Source organism: Leptospira terpstrae serovar Hualin str. LT 11-33 = ATCC 700639 (genome assembly GCF_000332495.1).
Classification (GTDB): domain Bacteria; phylum Spirochaetota; class Leptospiria; order Leptospirales; family Leptospiraceae; genus Leptospira_A; species Leptospira_A terpstrae.
In genome coordinates this window covers 1-18218 of sequence record NZ_AOGW02000013.1, presented here as the reverse complement: position 1 = coordinate 18218, position 18218 = coordinate 1, and the positions used below count along the sequence as shown (strand labels likewise).

Annotated in this window: 9 protein-coding genes; 3 read left to right on the top strand and 6 right to left on the bottom strand. The window is 35.8% G+C overall.

Translation table 11 applies throughout. The annotated features are described in order from the left end of the window. Window positions 1–20 precede the first annotated feature (20 nt). Entirely contained in the window at window positions 21–542 is a 522-nt protein-coding gene (locus tag LEP1GSC203_RS14485) for a nucleoside 2-deoxyribosyltransferase (RefSeq protein ID WP_002974835.1), read from the top strand. On the opposite strand, the gene recD is transcribed toward LEP1GSC203_RS14485, so the two are convergent. From recD to LEP1GSC203_RS14465, 4 genes are all read right to left on the bottom strand, one after another. Further along, window positions 534–2330 (bottom strand): exodeoxyribonuclease V subunit alpha, encoded by a 1797-nt coding sequence (gene recD, locus LEP1GSC203_RS14480; protein WP_002974810.1) that lies wholly within the window; start codon window positions 2328–2330, stop codon window positions 534–536. The two genes, LEP1GSC203_RS14485 and recD, sit on opposite strands and share 9 nt — an antisense overlap. Further along, complete coding sequence (locus tag LEP1GSC203_RS14475) at window positions 2327–5935, bottom strand: UvrD-helicase domain-containing protein (protein WP_002974833.1); 3609 nt, start codon at window positions 5933–5935, stop codon at window positions 2327–2329. Before LEP1GSC203_RS14475 ends, recD begins: the two co-directional genes overlap by 4 nt. 3 nt (window positions 5936–5938) lie before the next feature. Beyond that, on the bottom strand, window positions 5939–9241 hold the full coding sequence (locus tag LEP1GSC203_RS14470) for an exodeoxyribonuclease V subunit gamma (RefSeq protein ID WP_002974840.1): 3303 nt from the start codon (window positions 9239–9241) through the stop codon (window positions 5939–5941). A 360-nt stretch (window positions 9242–9601) separates the two neighbouring features. Next, window positions 9602–11323: an alpha/beta fold hydrolase gene (locus LEP1GSC203_RS14465; protein WP_002974844.1), complete on the bottom strand. Its 1722-nt coding sequence runs from the start codon at window positions 11321–11323 to the stop codon at window positions 9602–9604. Window positions 11324–11492: 169 nt separating this feature from the next. Here LEP1GSC203_RS14465 and LEP1GSC203_RS14460 point away from each other — a divergent pair, with 169 nt between their 5' ends. Next, window positions 11493–12587 carry a helix-turn-helix domain-containing protein gene (locus LEP1GSC203_RS14460; RefSeq protein ID WP_002974824.1) on the top strand — a complete coding sequence of 365 codons (1095 nt, stop codon included), beginning with the start codon at window positions 11493–11495 and terminating at the stop codon, window positions 12585–12587. Window positions 12588–12641: 54 nt separating this feature from the next. On the opposite strand, the gene LEP1GSC203_RS14455 is transcribed toward LEP1GSC203_RS14460, so the two are convergent. Together LEP1GSC203_RS14455 and LEP1GSC203_RS14450 are read right to left on the bottom strand one after the other, a co-directional pair. Beyond that, window positions 12642–16016 (bottom strand): hypothetical protein, encoded by a 3375-nt coding sequence (locus LEP1GSC203_RS14455; protein ID WP_002974813.1) that lies wholly within the window; start codon window positions 16014–16016, stop codon window positions 12642–12644. Next, a complete protein-coding gene (locus LEP1GSC203_RS14450) occupies window positions 16013–16981 on the bottom strand; it encodes a hypothetical protein (RefSeq protein ID WP_002974849.1) in 969 nt (322 codons plus the stop codon). The genes LEP1GSC203_RS14455 and LEP1GSC203_RS14450 overlap by 4 nt, the downstream gene beginning before the upstream one ends. An 898-nt stretch (window positions 16982–17879) precedes the next feature. Between LEP1GSC203_RS14450 and LEP1GSC203_RS14445 the strand changes: the two genes are divergently transcribed. Then, the coding region (locus LEP1GSC203_RS14445; RefSeq protein WP_002974854.1) for a helix-turn-helix domain-containing protein at window positions 17880–18218 on the top strand (339 nt) is incomplete at its 3' end.

Sequence of the window (18218 nt, the reverse complement as noted above, 5' to 3'; positions counted from 1 at the left end):
GGCTACGTATAGAATTCAGTATGCAAACAATATATCTTGCGGGTCCGGAAGTTTTTCTGCCAAATGCTTTGGAAGTACTTTCCAAGTCAAAAAAACTCTGTGAGTCATTTGGATACCATGCACTTAGCCCTTTTGATGGTGAAGTAACTGATAAAATAAAGTTAGCTAAAGCCAATCAGATCTTCCAAGAGAATTTGTCTCTAATTCAAAAATCAGACATTGTGATTGCAAATTGTAATCCTTTCCGAGGGGCTTGCGTAGATGATGGAACTGCTTTTGAAATAGGGTATGCTTATGCCAAAGGCAAATTAGTTTTGGGTTATTTAAATGATAACCGTAGTTTGCCGGAAATTGTTAAGTCAAAAATCCCAACCAACCCACATGTTTCCGGTTATGCGATCGATGAAGATGGTTTTTTACTGAATGAAGATTTCGGAAATAGTATTAATTTAATGTTAGAATTTTCCATTATCGGTTCTGGTGGAAGGTTGGTTTTAGGAAATTTGGAAACAGTAATAAAGTTGTTAAAAACTTTAAAATAATTGGAAACCTGTGTTCCGTTTCCTAAAGGTTTCTAAACCTAATTTCCAGGTAGAATAATCCCCCATGAGGATCACTTTCTTTTTGGCTCTCGTTACTGCTGTGTATAAGATTCTTCGGTTGAGGATGGGAATTTCTTCAGAATCCTCTGATTGATAAGAAGATACCGGTGGTAAATACAAAATAATGGTATTGTATTCGGATCCTTGACTTTTGTGTATGGTAAGAAAAAATGCAGGTTCGTGGTCGGGTAAAGTATCCAAAGCAAATGAATACAATCTATTTTCTATCGAAAATACAGCTCTTAGTTCCGATTCTATTTTTAAGACAAGTCCAATGTCTCCATTAAATAGTTTTCTGATTTGATCGTTTCTTTTGATGATGATAGGCATTCCTTCAAAATAAAAAGATTTTGCTAAATGACGATATTCAATGTTTTGCGGGTTATTGTGTGAAGAGGTGAGTTGTTTTTTTGCGAGCTCTAATATTCTACTTTGTATAGATTCAATTCCATAATAACCATTTCTTAGTATAGTCAAACAACGATAATCTGAAATCAACTTTTCTAATGTTTCTTTGTTTTGGTTAGTTGTTAAATCTTCTTTTTTCCAGTTTAGGTTGGCGGAAAGGGTAGCTGTGGGCAAAAAGAAATCTTTCCATAAGTAATGGATCAAATCATCTTGTTTCCAATTTTTAAAGGGAATGTCGTCATTGGGTTTAGGTTCTTCTTTTTGGAGCCAGATGAAATCTGTAGTTTCGTTGTTTTGAATAGAATCTAAAATTTTTGGACTGGGAAAGGAAGTTTTTGTATTTGGTAAATCAAAAGAATCTTTTACTAATTCTGCAAATTGACTAAATTCAGAAGAAACCAAAGATCTATGATTGGATTTTAATTCGGAAACGAATTTTCCTTGTTTTCTGAATTCTATCAAAAGATCGGATAAAACTTCCCCTTGGCCAACGGAAGGCAATTGATTAGGGTCACCTAACAATATTAAATGAGTTTTTTCGCTAATAGAGTCCAAAAACAAATTCATCAGTGCCATATCTACCATAGAAGTTTCATCCATGATAATAAAATCAAAAGGAAGGTATCTTTTTTCTCCGTAATAAGGTTTTTTAGTGTCTGGAAAATATTTTAATAAATTGTGAATGGTTTGTCCACGTAATGAAGATGCCAATTCTTTAGTGTTTGAGAAGTAACTTAGATTTTTTTGAATAGATTCTGTAAGTCTTTGCGCGGCTCTGCCAGTTGGTGCTACAAGTGCAATATGATTTGGACTCGGTAATTCATTTAGTTCATCTAACACCTTCAATATGAAGGAAACAACAGTAGTTTTGCCTGTTCCTGGTCCACCTGCGACAATTCGAAAAGAAGAAGAAATGGACTCTGCCACTGCTTTTTTTTGCTCTAATGCCAGTGGATTTCGAAATTGAGTTTCTAGTTTTGAAATAATAGGTTCTATTTCCGAAATCTGTAGTTTGGTTAACTTGTTATTTTCAGATCGGCTGGAAAGTAATGTTCTTACCTTTGTTTCAAAATGGATTTTTTCACTATATGTTTTTTGAAAGTAGAGTCTTGTTTCGTTACCTATTGATTCCAAGTGGAAAGGGAATTGGTTCTTAAAATCTTTTAAGAATTTTGAATCCTCTACAGGTAAGTATAAATCTCCGTTTTGTGTAACTTCAATCAGATTGGCAACCAACCCTTCCTGGTCTTTTTGAATGTGGGGGAAGTGCGCTATGATTTCTTTTGCCATTTCCAAATAAGAGGACTCTGTTTCTTTCATAAGTATAACTTCTCTAAACTAAGTGACGCTTCTCGAACATAGGTTAAAACTTCTTTTCGAATTTCAGTAAAAGTATCTAAAGTCCATTCTGATTGCGACGACTTAAGATCTGAATAGATACCTGAGTTTTTTGCCATTCCCATTCCACGAAGGAAAAGATAATACACTCCTCCAAACTTTTCTAGAGCCAGTTTGTTTCCATAAAGCGAAGTGAGATAATCAAATAGAATCAAAGCATATACAGACTTTTGAATCACATATCCCTTTTCAATCACAGCAGTTGTCACAGCGTTTTTGTCATAAAGATCATTTGGTAAAAGATTGGATTTATAATCTGCGATATAATATTTTCCATTTTTAACAAAAACCAAATCAATAGCTCCCTTTAGGTAGTTTTCAAATCCTGGTGTTAATTCTGCACCGGATTTTTCTAACATCTTTTGAATGTATAAATGGAATTTTAATTCAGAGGATTTGTCTTCTTGTTTCAGTTGGCACAAAACAAATGGTTCACCATCTGCAAGAGTGATTTCTGCAGTCATTGCTCTTTTCAGCAGGTTTAGCACAATCTTTTCTAAACTTTCATTTGAGTCTAATCTAAGTTTTACGGGGTATTGTCGAATTGATTGGCTGTAAGACCATATCCAAGAAGGGTGTCTTTCGATTGCATCAATGGGAAGTTCAAAAATTGAAAACTCACATAATTCTAGTATGCGATGTAAAAAATTTCCGATTCTTGAACTCGAAGGTAATTTCGATTCAGTGTTTGAAGGTGCTGGTTCTAAGTTCTCTTCAATTTCTTTTAGCGGCTCTTCGTTTTTTACTAAATGACCTTGAGAGGTTTGTAGACTTGTATAACTATGTTGCAATAAGATTCTGCCTGCTTTGATATCTGTAGGAAAAACAATCGCTGCAGCATTTTGATGTTTCGCTGAGTTTGAGCCATCTGTATCACTTGGCTTATCGATTGATTGAATATTACTTTCTGTACGGAAAAGATAACTGTTTTCAGGACCCGTATGATTGGAGTAATGTTCTTGGATTCTTTCGAGTTCAGTGTATAAAATATTACCATAGCCAGATTTTTGAATAAAATCTCTACCCCAAGACAACATTGGTAGATACAATCTTAGGTTGGGTCTTGTTAAGGCAACATATAACAGACGTTTTTGTTCATTTATAAAATGATTAAATTCATTTTGTTTTCCGTTTTTTGAATCCCATAAACTAAGAATCCATTTTCTTTCGGATTTTCCATTTTCGTTTATGAGTGTTGGGTATTCATAATGGGTAAGACTTTGGGGTCTTGTTCCAAAATAGTATAAAAATACAATGGGCCATTCCAAACCCTTGGAGGCATGGATAGTTAAAATTTGGACAGCATCGTCTTCGGTTTCTCTGTCAAACAGAGGTTCTTCCTCAGGAGAAGATTTTGCTTTTTTAAGTTCTCGTAATTCCGACAGTAGTTCATTAAGATTTGCGTTGGAGCGAATTTGGAATTCCAATAATCTTTGGAATATCTGTCTATAGTTCGTTCGTTTTCTTTCCCATTCTAAATTTTTAAGATCGTGATTCCAGAGTATTTGGGTTTCATCCATGACAGAGCGAAAGAATGCCGCATAACGATTGTCCCTGATCAGTTTTAGCCAAACATCGATTAACGACTTTTCATACGAATCAATGGAATGTTCATTGTACTTCGACAGATCTTCTGGATGAACTGCAAAAAGATCAGAGAAAAGAATTCGTTTGTAAGATCGAGAGCTATTCGATTCTGCTAAACATTCCAATAAGTTTTCAATTTGATCTGCTTCTCTAGATTGAAAAATTCCTCTCTGTTTGTAGATGGAACAGGGGATTCCAACATCTGATAAAGTTTTTTCGATTAACTCTGTTTCTTTTTTACTACCACATAATACAGCGATATCTTTGAGTTTAACTGATTGGGAGAAGGGTTCTCCTTTTTTATTGTAAGATAACGATTGTTTTTTTTGTTGGAAGGACAAAATTTCTTTTTTTATAGATTCTGCCCATACACTCCTTGCTTGGCTTACATTTTGTAAGTGCTCTGGATGTTGGATGATGTGGATACCGAATTCTTTTGAATCGCTATAGGTATATTTAATAACTGATGCATCAGGGTAGGCAACCGGGTGGTATTGGTAATTTTCTTTTTTGGAACCTGGCTCTTCGATCGGGAAAAAATTGGTTTCTCCCAATTCCTTGTCTTTGTTGTAAAAGAGAAGGTTCAAACCATCTATGATTTCTTTCGTAGAGCGGAAGTTCGTTGATAGGCTGTCTTTGGAGTTGGCAAAATCACTCGCTGCTTCCAAATAAATTCCAATATCAGCTCCTCTGAATCCGTAAATACTTTGTTTTGGGTCGCCAATACAAAATAACATTCTGGTTTTGTCTTTGTGGTCCACAAATAAGGAGCGAAAAATTTGGTATTGGTTTTTGTCTGTATCTTGGAACTCATCTAAAATACAAACTTGGTATCTTTCTTTTAATGATTGTACAAGTGATGGATTGGGAGCCGTAACTACTGTTTCATGTACCTTTAAGATCATCTGATCATAAGTCAGTAAATCTCCAGTTTTTAATTGAAGTTTTGTATCTTGGGTGAGCCTTAGTGCCGTTTCTTGCAAAAACCATTCACCCTCTAAGTCAATTTTATCTATCGGAAAGGTTTCTTCGAATAAGGAAATTAATTTTGAAATGGAAGATTGTAATTCTATAGCTTCTTTATTTAGATTTTTTGTGATATTTTTCCCAGTTAACAAAAGATAAGCGAAGCCTTGGTAAGAAACTTTGTCAGCCGTTCTTTGGAAACTTCCGATTCTTTGTAATTCAGTTTTAAGGATTTCTAAGTCTTTCGAAAGAATGGCTTCGAGTATGGTATCCATAGAAAACCAACTCTCTCTCCATTTTTGAATAGTTCTCTTGTCTCCTTGTTCGAAAATAAAATCTCCAACTGGTCCCTTCATTGATTGAATCACTTGAGTTAAAGAAGAAATAATATTTTCTAGATTAGGTGAAGTAATCGTCTCCTCTAAAGTTAAAACCTTAGGAAAATAATATTCTTTTGTATTGGAAAGAAGTTTTGATACAGTATCAGTGATGGATTTTTCCTTTTCTAAGGCTTTGGACTGGCTTAAATCCTTTGCTAATTCATTATAATTTCTACGTCCCCAATGGTTTCGTTTTAGTAAGTAAAAACATTTTTTAATTAATTCATCAGAGCTTGTTAATCGGACATTGGGATTGTTTTGAGTTTCTATTGGATATTCTTTTAAGACCATATTACAAAACCCATGGATGGTAGATATGGTGACTTGGTCTAAATCGCGTAGATAACGAGAGTAGATTGAGTGTTTTCCGTTTTCAGAAAGTTCTAAAATTTTAGTTTTGAGTCTTCCTTTCAATTCTCCGGCAGCTTTTTCGGTAAAGGTAAGTACGAGAGTATTTAGAAGTCTGTTCTCAGAAATATTGTTCTCTACATCATGTTTCATGATCTCACCTAACATTTCCATGATTAGATGGGTTTTGCCGGTACCGGCTGAGGCTTCAATGAACTTAGGTTTGTGGAGTAGGGGATGGTCCATTGATTAAAATCCCTTTTTTAAAAGAGGTATAAAAATCTCCAATACTGATCGTATGGAAAAATTTTCTAGCAATACTTTTGTATAAGGAGAGAGTTTCATAATCTGATTTTCAAAATGCAAAACTGTTTCACTTTCTTCTTTTAGAAAAACCTTCCAAAGTTCATCGATTTGATCTAAATTTGTTATTATTTCTTCCAAAGGATGTTGAGAAAAGAAAAGATTTAAACCTGCAGTCGGGATATAAATCGGATTATCTGTCTTCACTAATTGAAATATAGAATTTAAATAAGACCGGCAATCTTCTACCAAAAGTTCGGACATATCTATCCAAGTTTCATTTTTGAAATCTTTTGCATTTGCTGGAATGGTGACTAAAGCATTTCCGGTAAGCCGAAACAAACAGGCGCTAATCAAAACAAATGCCATTTTTCCGAGATAATCTTTTAAATACTCATTTGGGTATTTTGGTTTATCGTACAAACTGCCAGCATAAAACCAATAGTATACGCCATCTTTTTCAATGATGTTTTCCCATTCCCCAGTGAGTAAATAAATCTCTGTTAGACGGTAAGGTTCAAGTTTTTTACAATCGCGAAGCCCTGTGTCTCCAATGGAAACTGCCTTTAAATACGATAGATTGTCTTCTGGATGGAAGAGAGATTCCTTTAAGATTCGAAACCTTTCAGAGATAATATCTAACTCGTCTAATAATACTTCAGTAGAAACAATATGAAAGGCACCATAAGGAAATTCTGCATTTTGTTCTGCTCTCAGGGTGAGTTCAGCTAGATGAGTTTTTATATTTTCTCGGTTCCAAATCCATTCTTTGTCTTTCACTAAGGACTCAGTAAAGATAGGAATAAAAATTGATTTAATGGTAAAAATTTCTAATTGATTGAGCCGGAATGGTTCTTCCTCTTGCGTTTCTTCCTCCTCCCAAATCTTGCCTAGGTTTTCTAATAAGGGTACTAAGATGGGATTCTTTAGTCCATTGGTGAGTTGTTGCACAGTGATTTCGTTAGATTTCACTTCTGAAATTTCTATTTTAGTTAATGAATTTGGATCAGTAAAACTTGGATTTGGCAATGTTCCGTTAGAGTTTCTAAATCTTTCTAAATTACGAACATAATCAAAGGAAGGGAATGGATTTTTATCATAAAATCGACTATATGATGTTAGTGGCAAATCTACGGCTTCTTTAAGTTCCATTGCAGTCATTACTTCAAATAAAGTTGAACAGGGTTCGAATTCTTTGTCTTCTAATGTGTTTTTACCAACATAAGAAAATGTGATACTTTCTTCCGCGGAAAGGATGGATTCCCAAAATAAGGATTCTTGGATTTCTCTTCGATTAAGATCCCAAGGTTTGGAATCATACCTTCTTAAATTGAATCTAGATCTATCTACGGTACCTGGAAATTTTCCTTCCCCGAGTCCTGCAATGTAAACATGCAAAAAAGGAATAGGTCGCATTGGTTGTAAAAGAGAAACCGTAATGCCCTCGGTTAAATAATTTCCTCTTTGCATGGGAATGTCAGAAAAAGTTTCTTCCGTTAGTAAAGACATCATTTCTAAAAAGTCACTTGTTTGGTTCCAATCGGAGTCACACCAAAACTCAATTGACTTAAGCCATGCGTTGAAGTATAAACGTTCTCTTTCCCATTCTCCTTCAAACGAAAATAATTTTTGAAATGAATTTTCTAAGATTGGATATCTTTCACCTTTTGGTGTTTTTAAAATTTTTTCTTTTAAATCCCATTGGATTTCTTTGATACGATTCCAAATTTCTACGAATTGGATGATAGTATTGTTTGAAGTGATCGGTTTTGTAACCATCTGAAGTTCTGACCATGCTGCTTCTTCTTCAGCAACCATAGAAACAACTGCACGTTTGAGGCCAAAGGAAATTGTATAAGGATTAAATTCTTTATCCTCTTCATAAATTGATCCTAAAGATTCTATCAAATCTAATACTTTTACTGGCGTTTCTTCGTCGCTTTCATTTGGATTTACGATGAGAGGATTTTTAAAAAGAGTATGAATATCTTCTTTTTCAAATCGATTGTTTTTTAAGCAGCGAAACAATGTAGATAATGCCAAATATAGTTGCGAAGTATCTTTTGCCACCAAATCTGTAATCGAATAAGGTATCTTTAGTAACTTCGGTAGATGTTCTTTGTTTCGTGTTGTGTAAATCCCGCCATCAAACACCCATTCTACGGCAGAACGGTATTCGTTCATATTGGGTACAAGAATTGCAAAATCTAATAAATTTAGTTTTCCTTTGCTGATACTAATTTTATGTAAGATATCATGTGCTATTGATTCCACTTCGCGGTAAACAGAAGGTGCGTTCCAAACTCGAACTGTTTGATCTTCTAAATAGTTGTCGGTTTTAGGAGACTCTTCCAGTAAAAATGATTTTAATTTAGAAAGCATCCCACCATTGACAAATTTTGGCTTTTGTTTGTTATACTGATCATTTGCAAATTCCTTTGCCAAAAAGGATTGTGGTTTTGAAAACTTGGATAAATAGTTTTTAGTTTTTTCGGAATTTTTGCCAATGGTTTTGCCATTGTGAAACTGGTAGATATGTACGGTTAGTTTAGAATCTTGCACCAGAGCTGTTTGTTTAAAAAAATCTATATAAGTTCCAGAAAGATTCGATAAACAAAACAAGTGTAAGTCGCCATTCAAAGATAACTTTTTCCCTTCTTCCAAATACTGAAATAAGTTTTTAGGTTTTGAGTTGTCTTTGTAAATCTCAGTGTAAATTTGTTTTTCTAATTCCCAATATGGATCTTTTTTTAGTTCGTTTGGAATGGATTTGGTTTCCAAACTAAGCCAATCTTTGATCCACTCTTCACGGTTGAGTTCATAATCTTTAAAGTATTTAGTAAGTACATCGGAAAGATAATATAACTTCGGAATCTCCTCTAAATACTGTTCCATCTCAGGGAATTTATTAAATAATGAATTTTGTTTTTTGTAAAGTAGGGCAAAACAATCTCGTTTTAATCTATCGTATTGATACAGCGCGGTTTCTTCTTCGTAATTTTGTATATTCAATGATTGAAATATAGTTCTTAAAATTGCCTTTTCCAAAAACGTAAATTCAATGTTTAAGGAAAGATGTGAAGGATCATACTTTGGTAAGTTTAGTCGTAACCATGGGATTAGATTTTGATTGGGAACTACAACGAGTGGTCGTTTGAGTGGATTTTCTCTTTGGTCTTCGGTGATTTGTTTTCCAAGTTTGGTGGTAATCTCACCTAGATGAAGGCCAGCGTAATAATGTATCGGCAACGGGGTTCCCTTTATTTATGAATCGTACAAAGTCTGGCGCTTAAACCAACTAAGTCCATTCTAATCTGATCCTATATAAGGAAAAATAAGTAAGTTGGGGCGCCATTTCCGGCTATTCGCTGCAATCTTTCGCAGCTGCGAAAGGATTTTCGCTACTATCCGGGGCGTTTGTTTATTTTTGTTTTTTGGAAAAGAAGGGGAGAGGGAAATCCTCTCCCAGTTGGTAAACTAACTGTACCTAGGTGAAAGTTGTTTTATTAGAAAACAATTTTACAATGGAATCATTAAATCCAATGACTTAATGATTCCCTCTATCTAAATCATTCGAAAGTTAACTGATTCACCTAATGGCTTGTTCCATTATTCACTTTCAAAACGTAGAGTCGATGCTGTGGAAGTGCTATGTTTGAACGCAGTTGTATACAAAGAAATTGGTTTTGGTACTGCATACATAGGATCAATATTGTCGATGGCAAGCGCTAAGCGGCTTCCCACTGGAAAGTCGTGAGCCACAGCTTGCAAATCAACATTTAGGTCTGTGTCTTTTCCTTTCACACCGAAGAGAGTAGCGGTTCCATGAGAAATCAGTTTTCCGGTTCCCCATACATCCACTTCATACAAATACACCACAACATGAGGAGCATTGTCTGAACTATTGATTTTACCTTTGTAGAAAGTCCTTCCTCTGAGTTTTAGTGGGCTTGTCAATTTATCAGAGATATATACCATTGCATTGGTACGATCAATTAAATTCACATTCGTGGTTACCGGCACAGACACTGCACCATCTAAAATTTCAGATAGTAGGGGAACTCCTGTGGAGGCACTGGTCCCACCAGAAAGAATGGTATCTGTTCCGTTCGTTGTGTTCGCTGTAGGTGTAATTTTTCCTGGACTTAAGAGTCCCATCGGTCTTAAGTGATAGGTTCGTTCCACTTTGTTTGGATTGGGCCAAGCAGAGAAGGTAACTCTAGAATCAGAGAATCTTTTTTGGATGGAAACTTTTGGTTTCAACATAATTCCGTTTTGGACTCCTTTTAACCAATAATCAAACCAATCATACGCATTGGTCCATACATAGTTGTTTAGTCCAAGAACTCCGCCAATTTCTGCAGTTGCATGAATTCCATTGTTTAAATCCAATTTTTTCGGAACAGTCAGTTGTTCAAAATAAGGGAGGATTTGGTTCGGTTGGAAAAGATTGTCTTGGGAGTTGTTTGAAATATAAACAGGTTTTCCAGAAGCGTTGAGAGCAGTTACTGCACTGTTAGGTGAGCGTTCACTGGCCCAAGCGAGTACTGTAGCAACATCTCTTGTATCCAAAAGTTTTCCAAAGTTTTCTGCAATGATTGGATCCATCCTGCCTGTGATGTAACCTGCTGTGACAAGAAGAAGTCCCCATACGAGTCTTGGAGTTTGGTTTCCATAAAGAGAATCTGGTAAACTTCCCCAACCACTCATGGCAACCGCTGTTTTAATTCTAGGTTCTTTGCTTAGACCAAGTAAAGAAATCCCTGCACCATAAGAAATTCCCGCAATACCGATGTTTGCTGGATTTACAGGAGCATTCGCAAGAAGAAAATCAATTCCTCTAGAAAGATCTGTCATATCTTTCGGACCAGCAACGTTGATTAGTCCTCCAGAAGTTCCAAATCCTCTTGTGTTGTAACTAAATACTACGTAACCCTTTTTTGCAAGTTTCGCCGCCGGCACGATGTATTCGTATTCGTTAAGAGCCCAGCTGTTGACAAAAATTACGGCAGGGAAGGGACCCGTTCCAGATTTTGGAATGAAAAGGTTCCCAGTAATTTTTACACCATCGTCACTGACATACGAAATGTTATCGTTGAAAGTAAAACTTCCATCATTTTCTTTTGCAAACGCAGATTGGATGTCCCGAGAAAGACTTGCGTTGCTTTGTAACATTGCTTCCGGTGATGCAGATGTTTCGGAAGCTGTTCCGTTTAACACTCCGAGTACGGCTGCACTATTGTTCGAGTTTTGGTTTCCATTTTGTCCGCAAGCCACGAGGAGGAAGACTCCGAGTGGTAAGAGCAGACGGTAGATTTTTTGCTTTTTCATAATTCGCCTCTGAATTGACTCAAATTTACCATGAATGCGTTCATTTGGCGTCTAAGATGGCGATTTTGGACGAATTTTTAGGTCTAATATCATGATTTTGTACTAATTCTTCGTACGAAAGACCTCCAAAAGGTTGACGGATGCGTGCATTTCGTCCGAATTTTGGAACATGATCGAATTCATCGGTTCTTGGCTCCAGTTTGGGGCTTGGTATCATTTCATTTTAGGCATTGGAATCCTTGTCAAAGAGAAAGGTTCTAAAGGTTTTCCTTTTGCCATGATCGCTGCCTTTTCTGGTGGGACCTTGGTTTTATACGCCTATCGTTTGTATGCTGGTCTAGAGTTTGAGACTTCCCTTTGGAACCACATATATGTTCCTGTGATTTATTTGATCCCAGGGAGTATGCAGTACACCATCGAACAGTTTTTAAGTCTGGAACCTGTTCCTTTACGCAAACTTTATCGTTTGTATCCGACCTTTGTTGTGGTTTTATTTCTCCTCATATTACAATGGTTTGCACCCGAAACTCTTTCTCAAACCATGAATCAAAGTTTTGCGGGAGCTCCCATTTCTCTTCCCGAACTCGCATGCATTTTGGGATGTCTCTATTGGATGGGTGCTTTTGTTTGGATGATCTATCAATATAGAAATATCCTTTATAACAACCCAAACAAAGAAGCTAAATTAGGAGTCCAAATTCTTGGTATGATTCTGAAAGGAAACATAACCTTTGCGGGTTTTATTCTCACTAGCACTATTTTTCGTTGGCATTCGGGACTTTATTTTACTGCGGGCCTTGCAACACTGATGGCTGTCGTTGCCTTTATTGGTACAGAAATCAATCATGAATTGTTTAAAGATATTTTACCAGGTCTTAGGCAATCCTACCGTACATCTCGTATCCTAAACTTAGATTTGGAAAAATTACAAAAGGAACTCGACTATTTGTTGAAAGTGGAATGTGTCTATCGCGAAGAAGATCTGAGTTTGGCATCACTTTCCGAAAAGTTAGGCATCAAAGATTACCAACTCAGTGAATACACAAACGCATTTTTAGGGATGAACTTCAATCGGTTGATCAACGAATATCGTATATCAGAGGTTTGTCGTTTGATAGAAAAAGAGCCAAAGGTAAACTTGTTATCACTAGCTTACCAAGTGGGGTTTAACTCAAAAGCAAACTTCAATTTAGCCTTTAAGTCGCTTAAAAAGATGTCTCCGAGTGAGTATGCAAAATCTGTAGCAAAGGGTGAGTCTGTTTGATTTTCCCCGCGCTCCATTGGTAATGGACACGAGGATGACCAAATCAAATGTCTGTTATTTTTTCCCTTTCGGTTTTTTCTTAGAAACCGTATAACCTAAAATATGTGCCATTCGCCAAACAGTTTCCAAATATTCCTTGTTCGCTGGAATACTGGATTCAGTTTTAGAATCTGGCAATACGGAATGTAGATGGAACTCGTTAGTTCCAAATCGAATGGTTTCTGGTGCCAAATGGATCCATGTATGCCAACCGTATTCTCTTTGTTCTGGATAGAAAGTAAGTAAGATGCCTGGTTCTTTGATTTCGGGCATATCGGGAATTTTATCATCTAACTTTCGTCTGGCTGCCATATCGAGCATGGTATGGGTTTCCGAATTTTTTTTGGAATTTTTCCAATGCAACTGTATGTTATCATCTCCATTTTTACCAAACCACCTCCAAAGGAGTGGCAACCGAAGTCCCAATGTCTCTTCATAAACACTGGAATCATAGGATTCTTGGTTGGTCATTTCTAAACGTTTCTCGATCACTTGAGAAATAATTTCAAAAGAAGATTCACCCTCTATCAAAAATAATTTTGCTGCGAGTAAATCAGTCCATACATACCAATTGGGACCTGGTTCTTTTAACAAAGATTGAATTTCAGTTGCTTCCATCGACAGAACTTTCTTCCATTGAAGCGATTCGGGTTCCATCACTCGCATAAACTGTAATAGATACGCCTTCCAAGAAGGAGCAGCATAGGGCAGTTTAAAGATTTCCAAAAAGTATGGATACACTCCTCGTCCTTGAAAAAACAAGGCTTTGATGGCTTCCCAACGGTCATAAGATCCTGAATATTTATATTCATCTAGGGAATAGCGTAAGGACTCTACAAGCCAAGTCCCGCCAATACGAACTACGTCGTCATGTTTGTATTTTGTTTCGCGAATTCTTTCGAATACATGTTGGATGCTGTACTTTTCTGGATGGAGAATGGCATCGGGTAACATAGATTTGTTTTTTGAAAGTGCATTGGCATACTTATCAGAAGAATCGAATTCGGGAGCATCTTCTCCAGTGATTGTGGTCCAAGCTCGCCTTGCCTCAACTTCAATGTAACTCCAAGAATAATCCACCATAGGGTCTGGATCTGCATAAATATGATACCAAAGGTGGTCTTTAAACTTTTGAATTTTTGATTTTCTGATCCATCGTATGATTCCATAGACGCGGACTTGGTCTCCTTTGTTTCCGAGAATTCTTTCTGCAAATGCTAAGTATTCGTCGTTCTCTGGTTCCAACAAAAGTAATCCTGCCACATAACAAGCCTTTAAATCGATAGCAATTCCGGGATAAGAAGATTCTCCTATTTTGGAATAAAAATCATGTAACTCTTGTTTTGCTTTTTCGGGCTCCATTTTTGCCCATGCTAAGGCAGCTTCTGCTACATTAATGATTAGAGTCAAATCGAGGTAAGATCCTTTGTCTCTTCCTTTGACTTGAAAACTTCGTCTCACATAGTCTGCTATAATTTGAGTATGTTCTTTTAATTCTAAGTGAGCACATACAGAAAAAGCATTTCCGACGCTGATTCCAAAAAACCCAAAGTGATCTTTGTAATGAAAAAGTTTGTGAATCAGCTGAACAGAAACTTCATCCAAAGTTAGTATTCTTTCTTGTAAAGCTTCGTTCAAGTGAGTATACACTGTGAACATATTGTTCAAAGTGGGACCTTCTTTTTGGACCTTTTCTCGAATTTCTTTTACATTATCTAAGGTTTCAAAAGTACGCCAAGCAGCATCAGCCAAAATGGAATTAGATTCGGCATGGTCACTTTTGATCAAGGCTTCCACAACATATTCTAGTCTAGGGTCGTCTTGTTTGAGCTTTTGGATTGCCTCTCGAAAAGAAACCATAGCTCTATCATCATCCAACATCCCAACAGTTTTTGTAATCCCACAATAGGCTTTTTTATTTTCGGAGTCGTATTTTAGTCCTTGTCGAAAGGCAGCATTGATCGGAACAGAAAGCCGTTTATCTAACTTTTCAGGATTGTATGGCCAAGTATTGTAGGCGCTGTCAGTCCTCTCTCTAAAATAATCCTCAATCAGACGCTTTAGGCCTGAATCTTTTTTTGAAATTTCTTTTAGAATGGTATCATGAGTATTTACATCATCTGGATATTCTTCCATTAATTGAAAAAGGTTTTCTTCCTTTTTTAGTCTCGATTCTAAATCTTTTTTAGAAATAGTATTTAAATTGGAAAGCCCTAGACTATCATTATATAGTTTAATATTTGTAGGTTCAATTTGTTTCAGGTCAGCGTTGGTAAATGTCTGAGAACGAATCTTTTCTACTTTCTCAGCTGGAAGATTAAATAATGATTTAGATTTTCCATCCAAATAGGCTAACACATGGGCACTAAGGGTCGCTATAATTTTTCCTTTTGATTTACTTGCAAGTTTGATTGTTTCCCTACAAGCCTCTTCATTTTTTAAATAGAAATGATGTAAGATCCAATAAGCAGCTAAGTTTGGAAATTTTTTAATCTCCTGTTTTTCCTCTTCCCATATCACATAAGAAGGCGCATCAGCTAGTTTTTCTGTAAAAGCGTAAGCTGGGTCACCATAACTATGTCCGAGTAACCAACTAGATCTTTCAAACATATCTAAGGAATTGTTATATATTGGTTTTGACTCATAAGCTTTGACTGCCTCTTTTTCAAATGCTTTGATTGTGCTTTCTTTGATCAAAGAAAGGAGAATTGGTTCTTTCTCTTTTTTGATTTCATTTTGATCTTCAAATTCTTCCTCTTCTTCGTCATCATAACCTTCATTAGATTCATTATTCCAATTATCTGCTATAAAATGAGCTATGGAAAAATAAGGAAGATTTTCTAATTCACCAACTTCATGATTGTAGTGATTGACTTCGATTGATTCATTTTCATTTGGCAATAGATTGATCCAACAAGTATCTCCACCGCCATCGGAGGCAAAGGCATAAGACCCATTAAATAAAAACATCAATCCACTATAGGAACCAACTAACCAGCTTAGTATTTCTTCAGGATCTTTGACTTTTACTAGTCTTTCTGTAGAAGAAATGGCATAATCAAATCCACCGTCTTCATCTTCTTCCATTTCCTCTTCTTCTGCTGAGTGATGGTCAATCATGTTCCAAACATCTGCGACTTCATACATTATGGTTTTGTATGCTTTTTTAAGGTTTTCCCATTCTAAAATTTCTTTTCCAGGTTTGAAGCCATAGAAAGATTCAAATTCTTTTATAAAACTTTGGTCTAATTTATTTTTATTTTTTGTAAATGCGTTTAGAAATTTATCTCGTTGGGATTGAAACACTAACATCCGATCAATGATGATTTCTTTTAGATTTCCGTAGTAAAGGTCTGCTTTTTGTAAATTTAGTTTTGTATTTTGCTTCATTGTGCTAATTCCATATTTAAAGTGAAAAACGATTCAGAGTAATGGTTTCCGTAGACTTTGAACCAATAGTTGCCTAGATTATCTTTTTCGAATCGAAGTAAGTTTAGATCGTGCGTTAGTTTGTCATAGAGGGGGTGGGGTGTAAGAGTTAAGGTATCTAAGTTGAAATTTAATAGATGTTTTTTAGCGGGTTTTTTATTTTTATCTTTTAAAAGTAGTGTGAGGTTGGATTCGTCTTCAACTGTTAAATCAATGAATTCTAAATAGGATCCAAAGTAGGATTTCATTGTATCATCATACAAATCAAGAAGATTCTTTAGTTCACCATTTGTATTCCTTACCTCTAATTTTGAGTCTGAAAAAAGAAATATCTTTTTCGAATTTACTTTTACTTTCATCGGCGCAGAACTGATAGAAAATTCAGATACAAACTTACCATCCAAATCAAGTATGTAAGCGATTTCAGAATTGTTCTCTGTAACCAAAATTCTGTTATTGCTTATTTGTTTTAGACTTCCAATGTTTTGAAATTCTATATTGGAATTCAAAGTATCCCAGTTGGTTTCATTCCATCTATGAATTTGTTTCCTTCCGCTTGTATTTGCAAAAACAACATAAGAGTATTGGCCAATATTTAGAATTTGGTATGGTGCTGGGTTTGCTAATTTTGGAGAAGGTATACTATGAAATTTTTCATCTCTAAAGAATATGATAGAATTCGAAGATCCAAATAAAACACTGTCTGGATTAGAATCAAATGGGTTGTCACTAGCAAGATAATAACCTATCGGGAATTCATAACGAGTGATTTGATTGCCATCATTTTTATAAAGGATGGGGCTTTGGCTCCAAGAACCAATCCAAATATTCCCCTGAGTGTCCTTTTCAAATAAGATCATTTCGAACCCAGTAACAATGGAGTCTTTTTTTATGTCATTGGTTGTATTGATTTTAATTTCTTGCATCGTAATTTCTTAAAAACTTTGAAGGCAAATTGGAGACTGTATCCGAATAGGCAATTTATTTTTTAATTTAGCGTTTTTGAATATAGAAGCGGTGAATATCACTACAAGAAATTGTTTTCTGTCTTGAATTCCCTATTGCAAGGGCTCTTGAGATTGAAATCGGTTTGTATCATAGAATTCTATGATACATGTGGTAAATTTTTTGCCGAATTTTTGTGGGAAATTATAAGACTATAGTTGTTATAGTGTTAGTTTATGATTTGAATTCCTAAATTCGCATTAGTTTTAGTTCGGTCGATGATTCTTTATAAAATGGATATAAAGCACAGTTTTTGGTTTGATCTATTGTATTTATTATTTTGTTACCTGAAGTTCAATAAAGTGTAACTACTATTAATAGTTATTTTCTAAGCGCAATAGAGAGTATCAGTCTTAGGCACCGAGCTGCTTTTGAAGCAGGTCGTATCACTCAGGAAGAATATATTTCTAGAATTAATGATAATGAAAATTTAAAGATTTCTTTCTGTTTATTGTCTTTAGTTCCTGTTGAACGAAACGCACCCCAGAGTAGTCCGTTCCCGAGAAAAAGAAAAATGTATCGCCAAACGGATGTAATTTTCTAAAATTTGTTAGAATTTCGGGACTTGCCCCTAACTTTGCCTATATTACTTTCATAGTCTTTTCTATCCACTCCTTGTTTCTTAACGCATCCTTTGTCCGAGCCAACTTTTATCCTTTTTGTAAAGCATGTATTAGGACAAAGATGTAAACTATGTATGGGTGCTTTCGGTCGGGTCTGTACTAGTTTCATCCCTTACAAATTGATCTCACAACATCCTTTACAAACAAGAATTTAATTCTTCGATTCAGAACACGATGTACACACCAGGAGTGTGTCATGGCTTGGAAGGAGACAAACGTGTTTGAAGAAAGAATGAAATTTGTTGTCGCTTGGAAACGTGGTGGGTGGTCTCTCACTGACCTTTGTCATGAATTCAATATCAGTAGAGTGACGGGGTATAAATATTTAAAGCAATACAAACTATATGGGATCGATGGGTTAAAAGACAAAAGCCGAAGACCGAAATACCATCCACACCAAACTCGAAAGAAAATCATTGAACTAATTTTACAAGAGAGAAAAGACCATCCCAGGTGGGGAGCAAGAAAACTCCTAGCATCACTCTCAGCTCGGTTTCATATGATTAGAAAATGGCCACATCCAAGTACTGTAGGT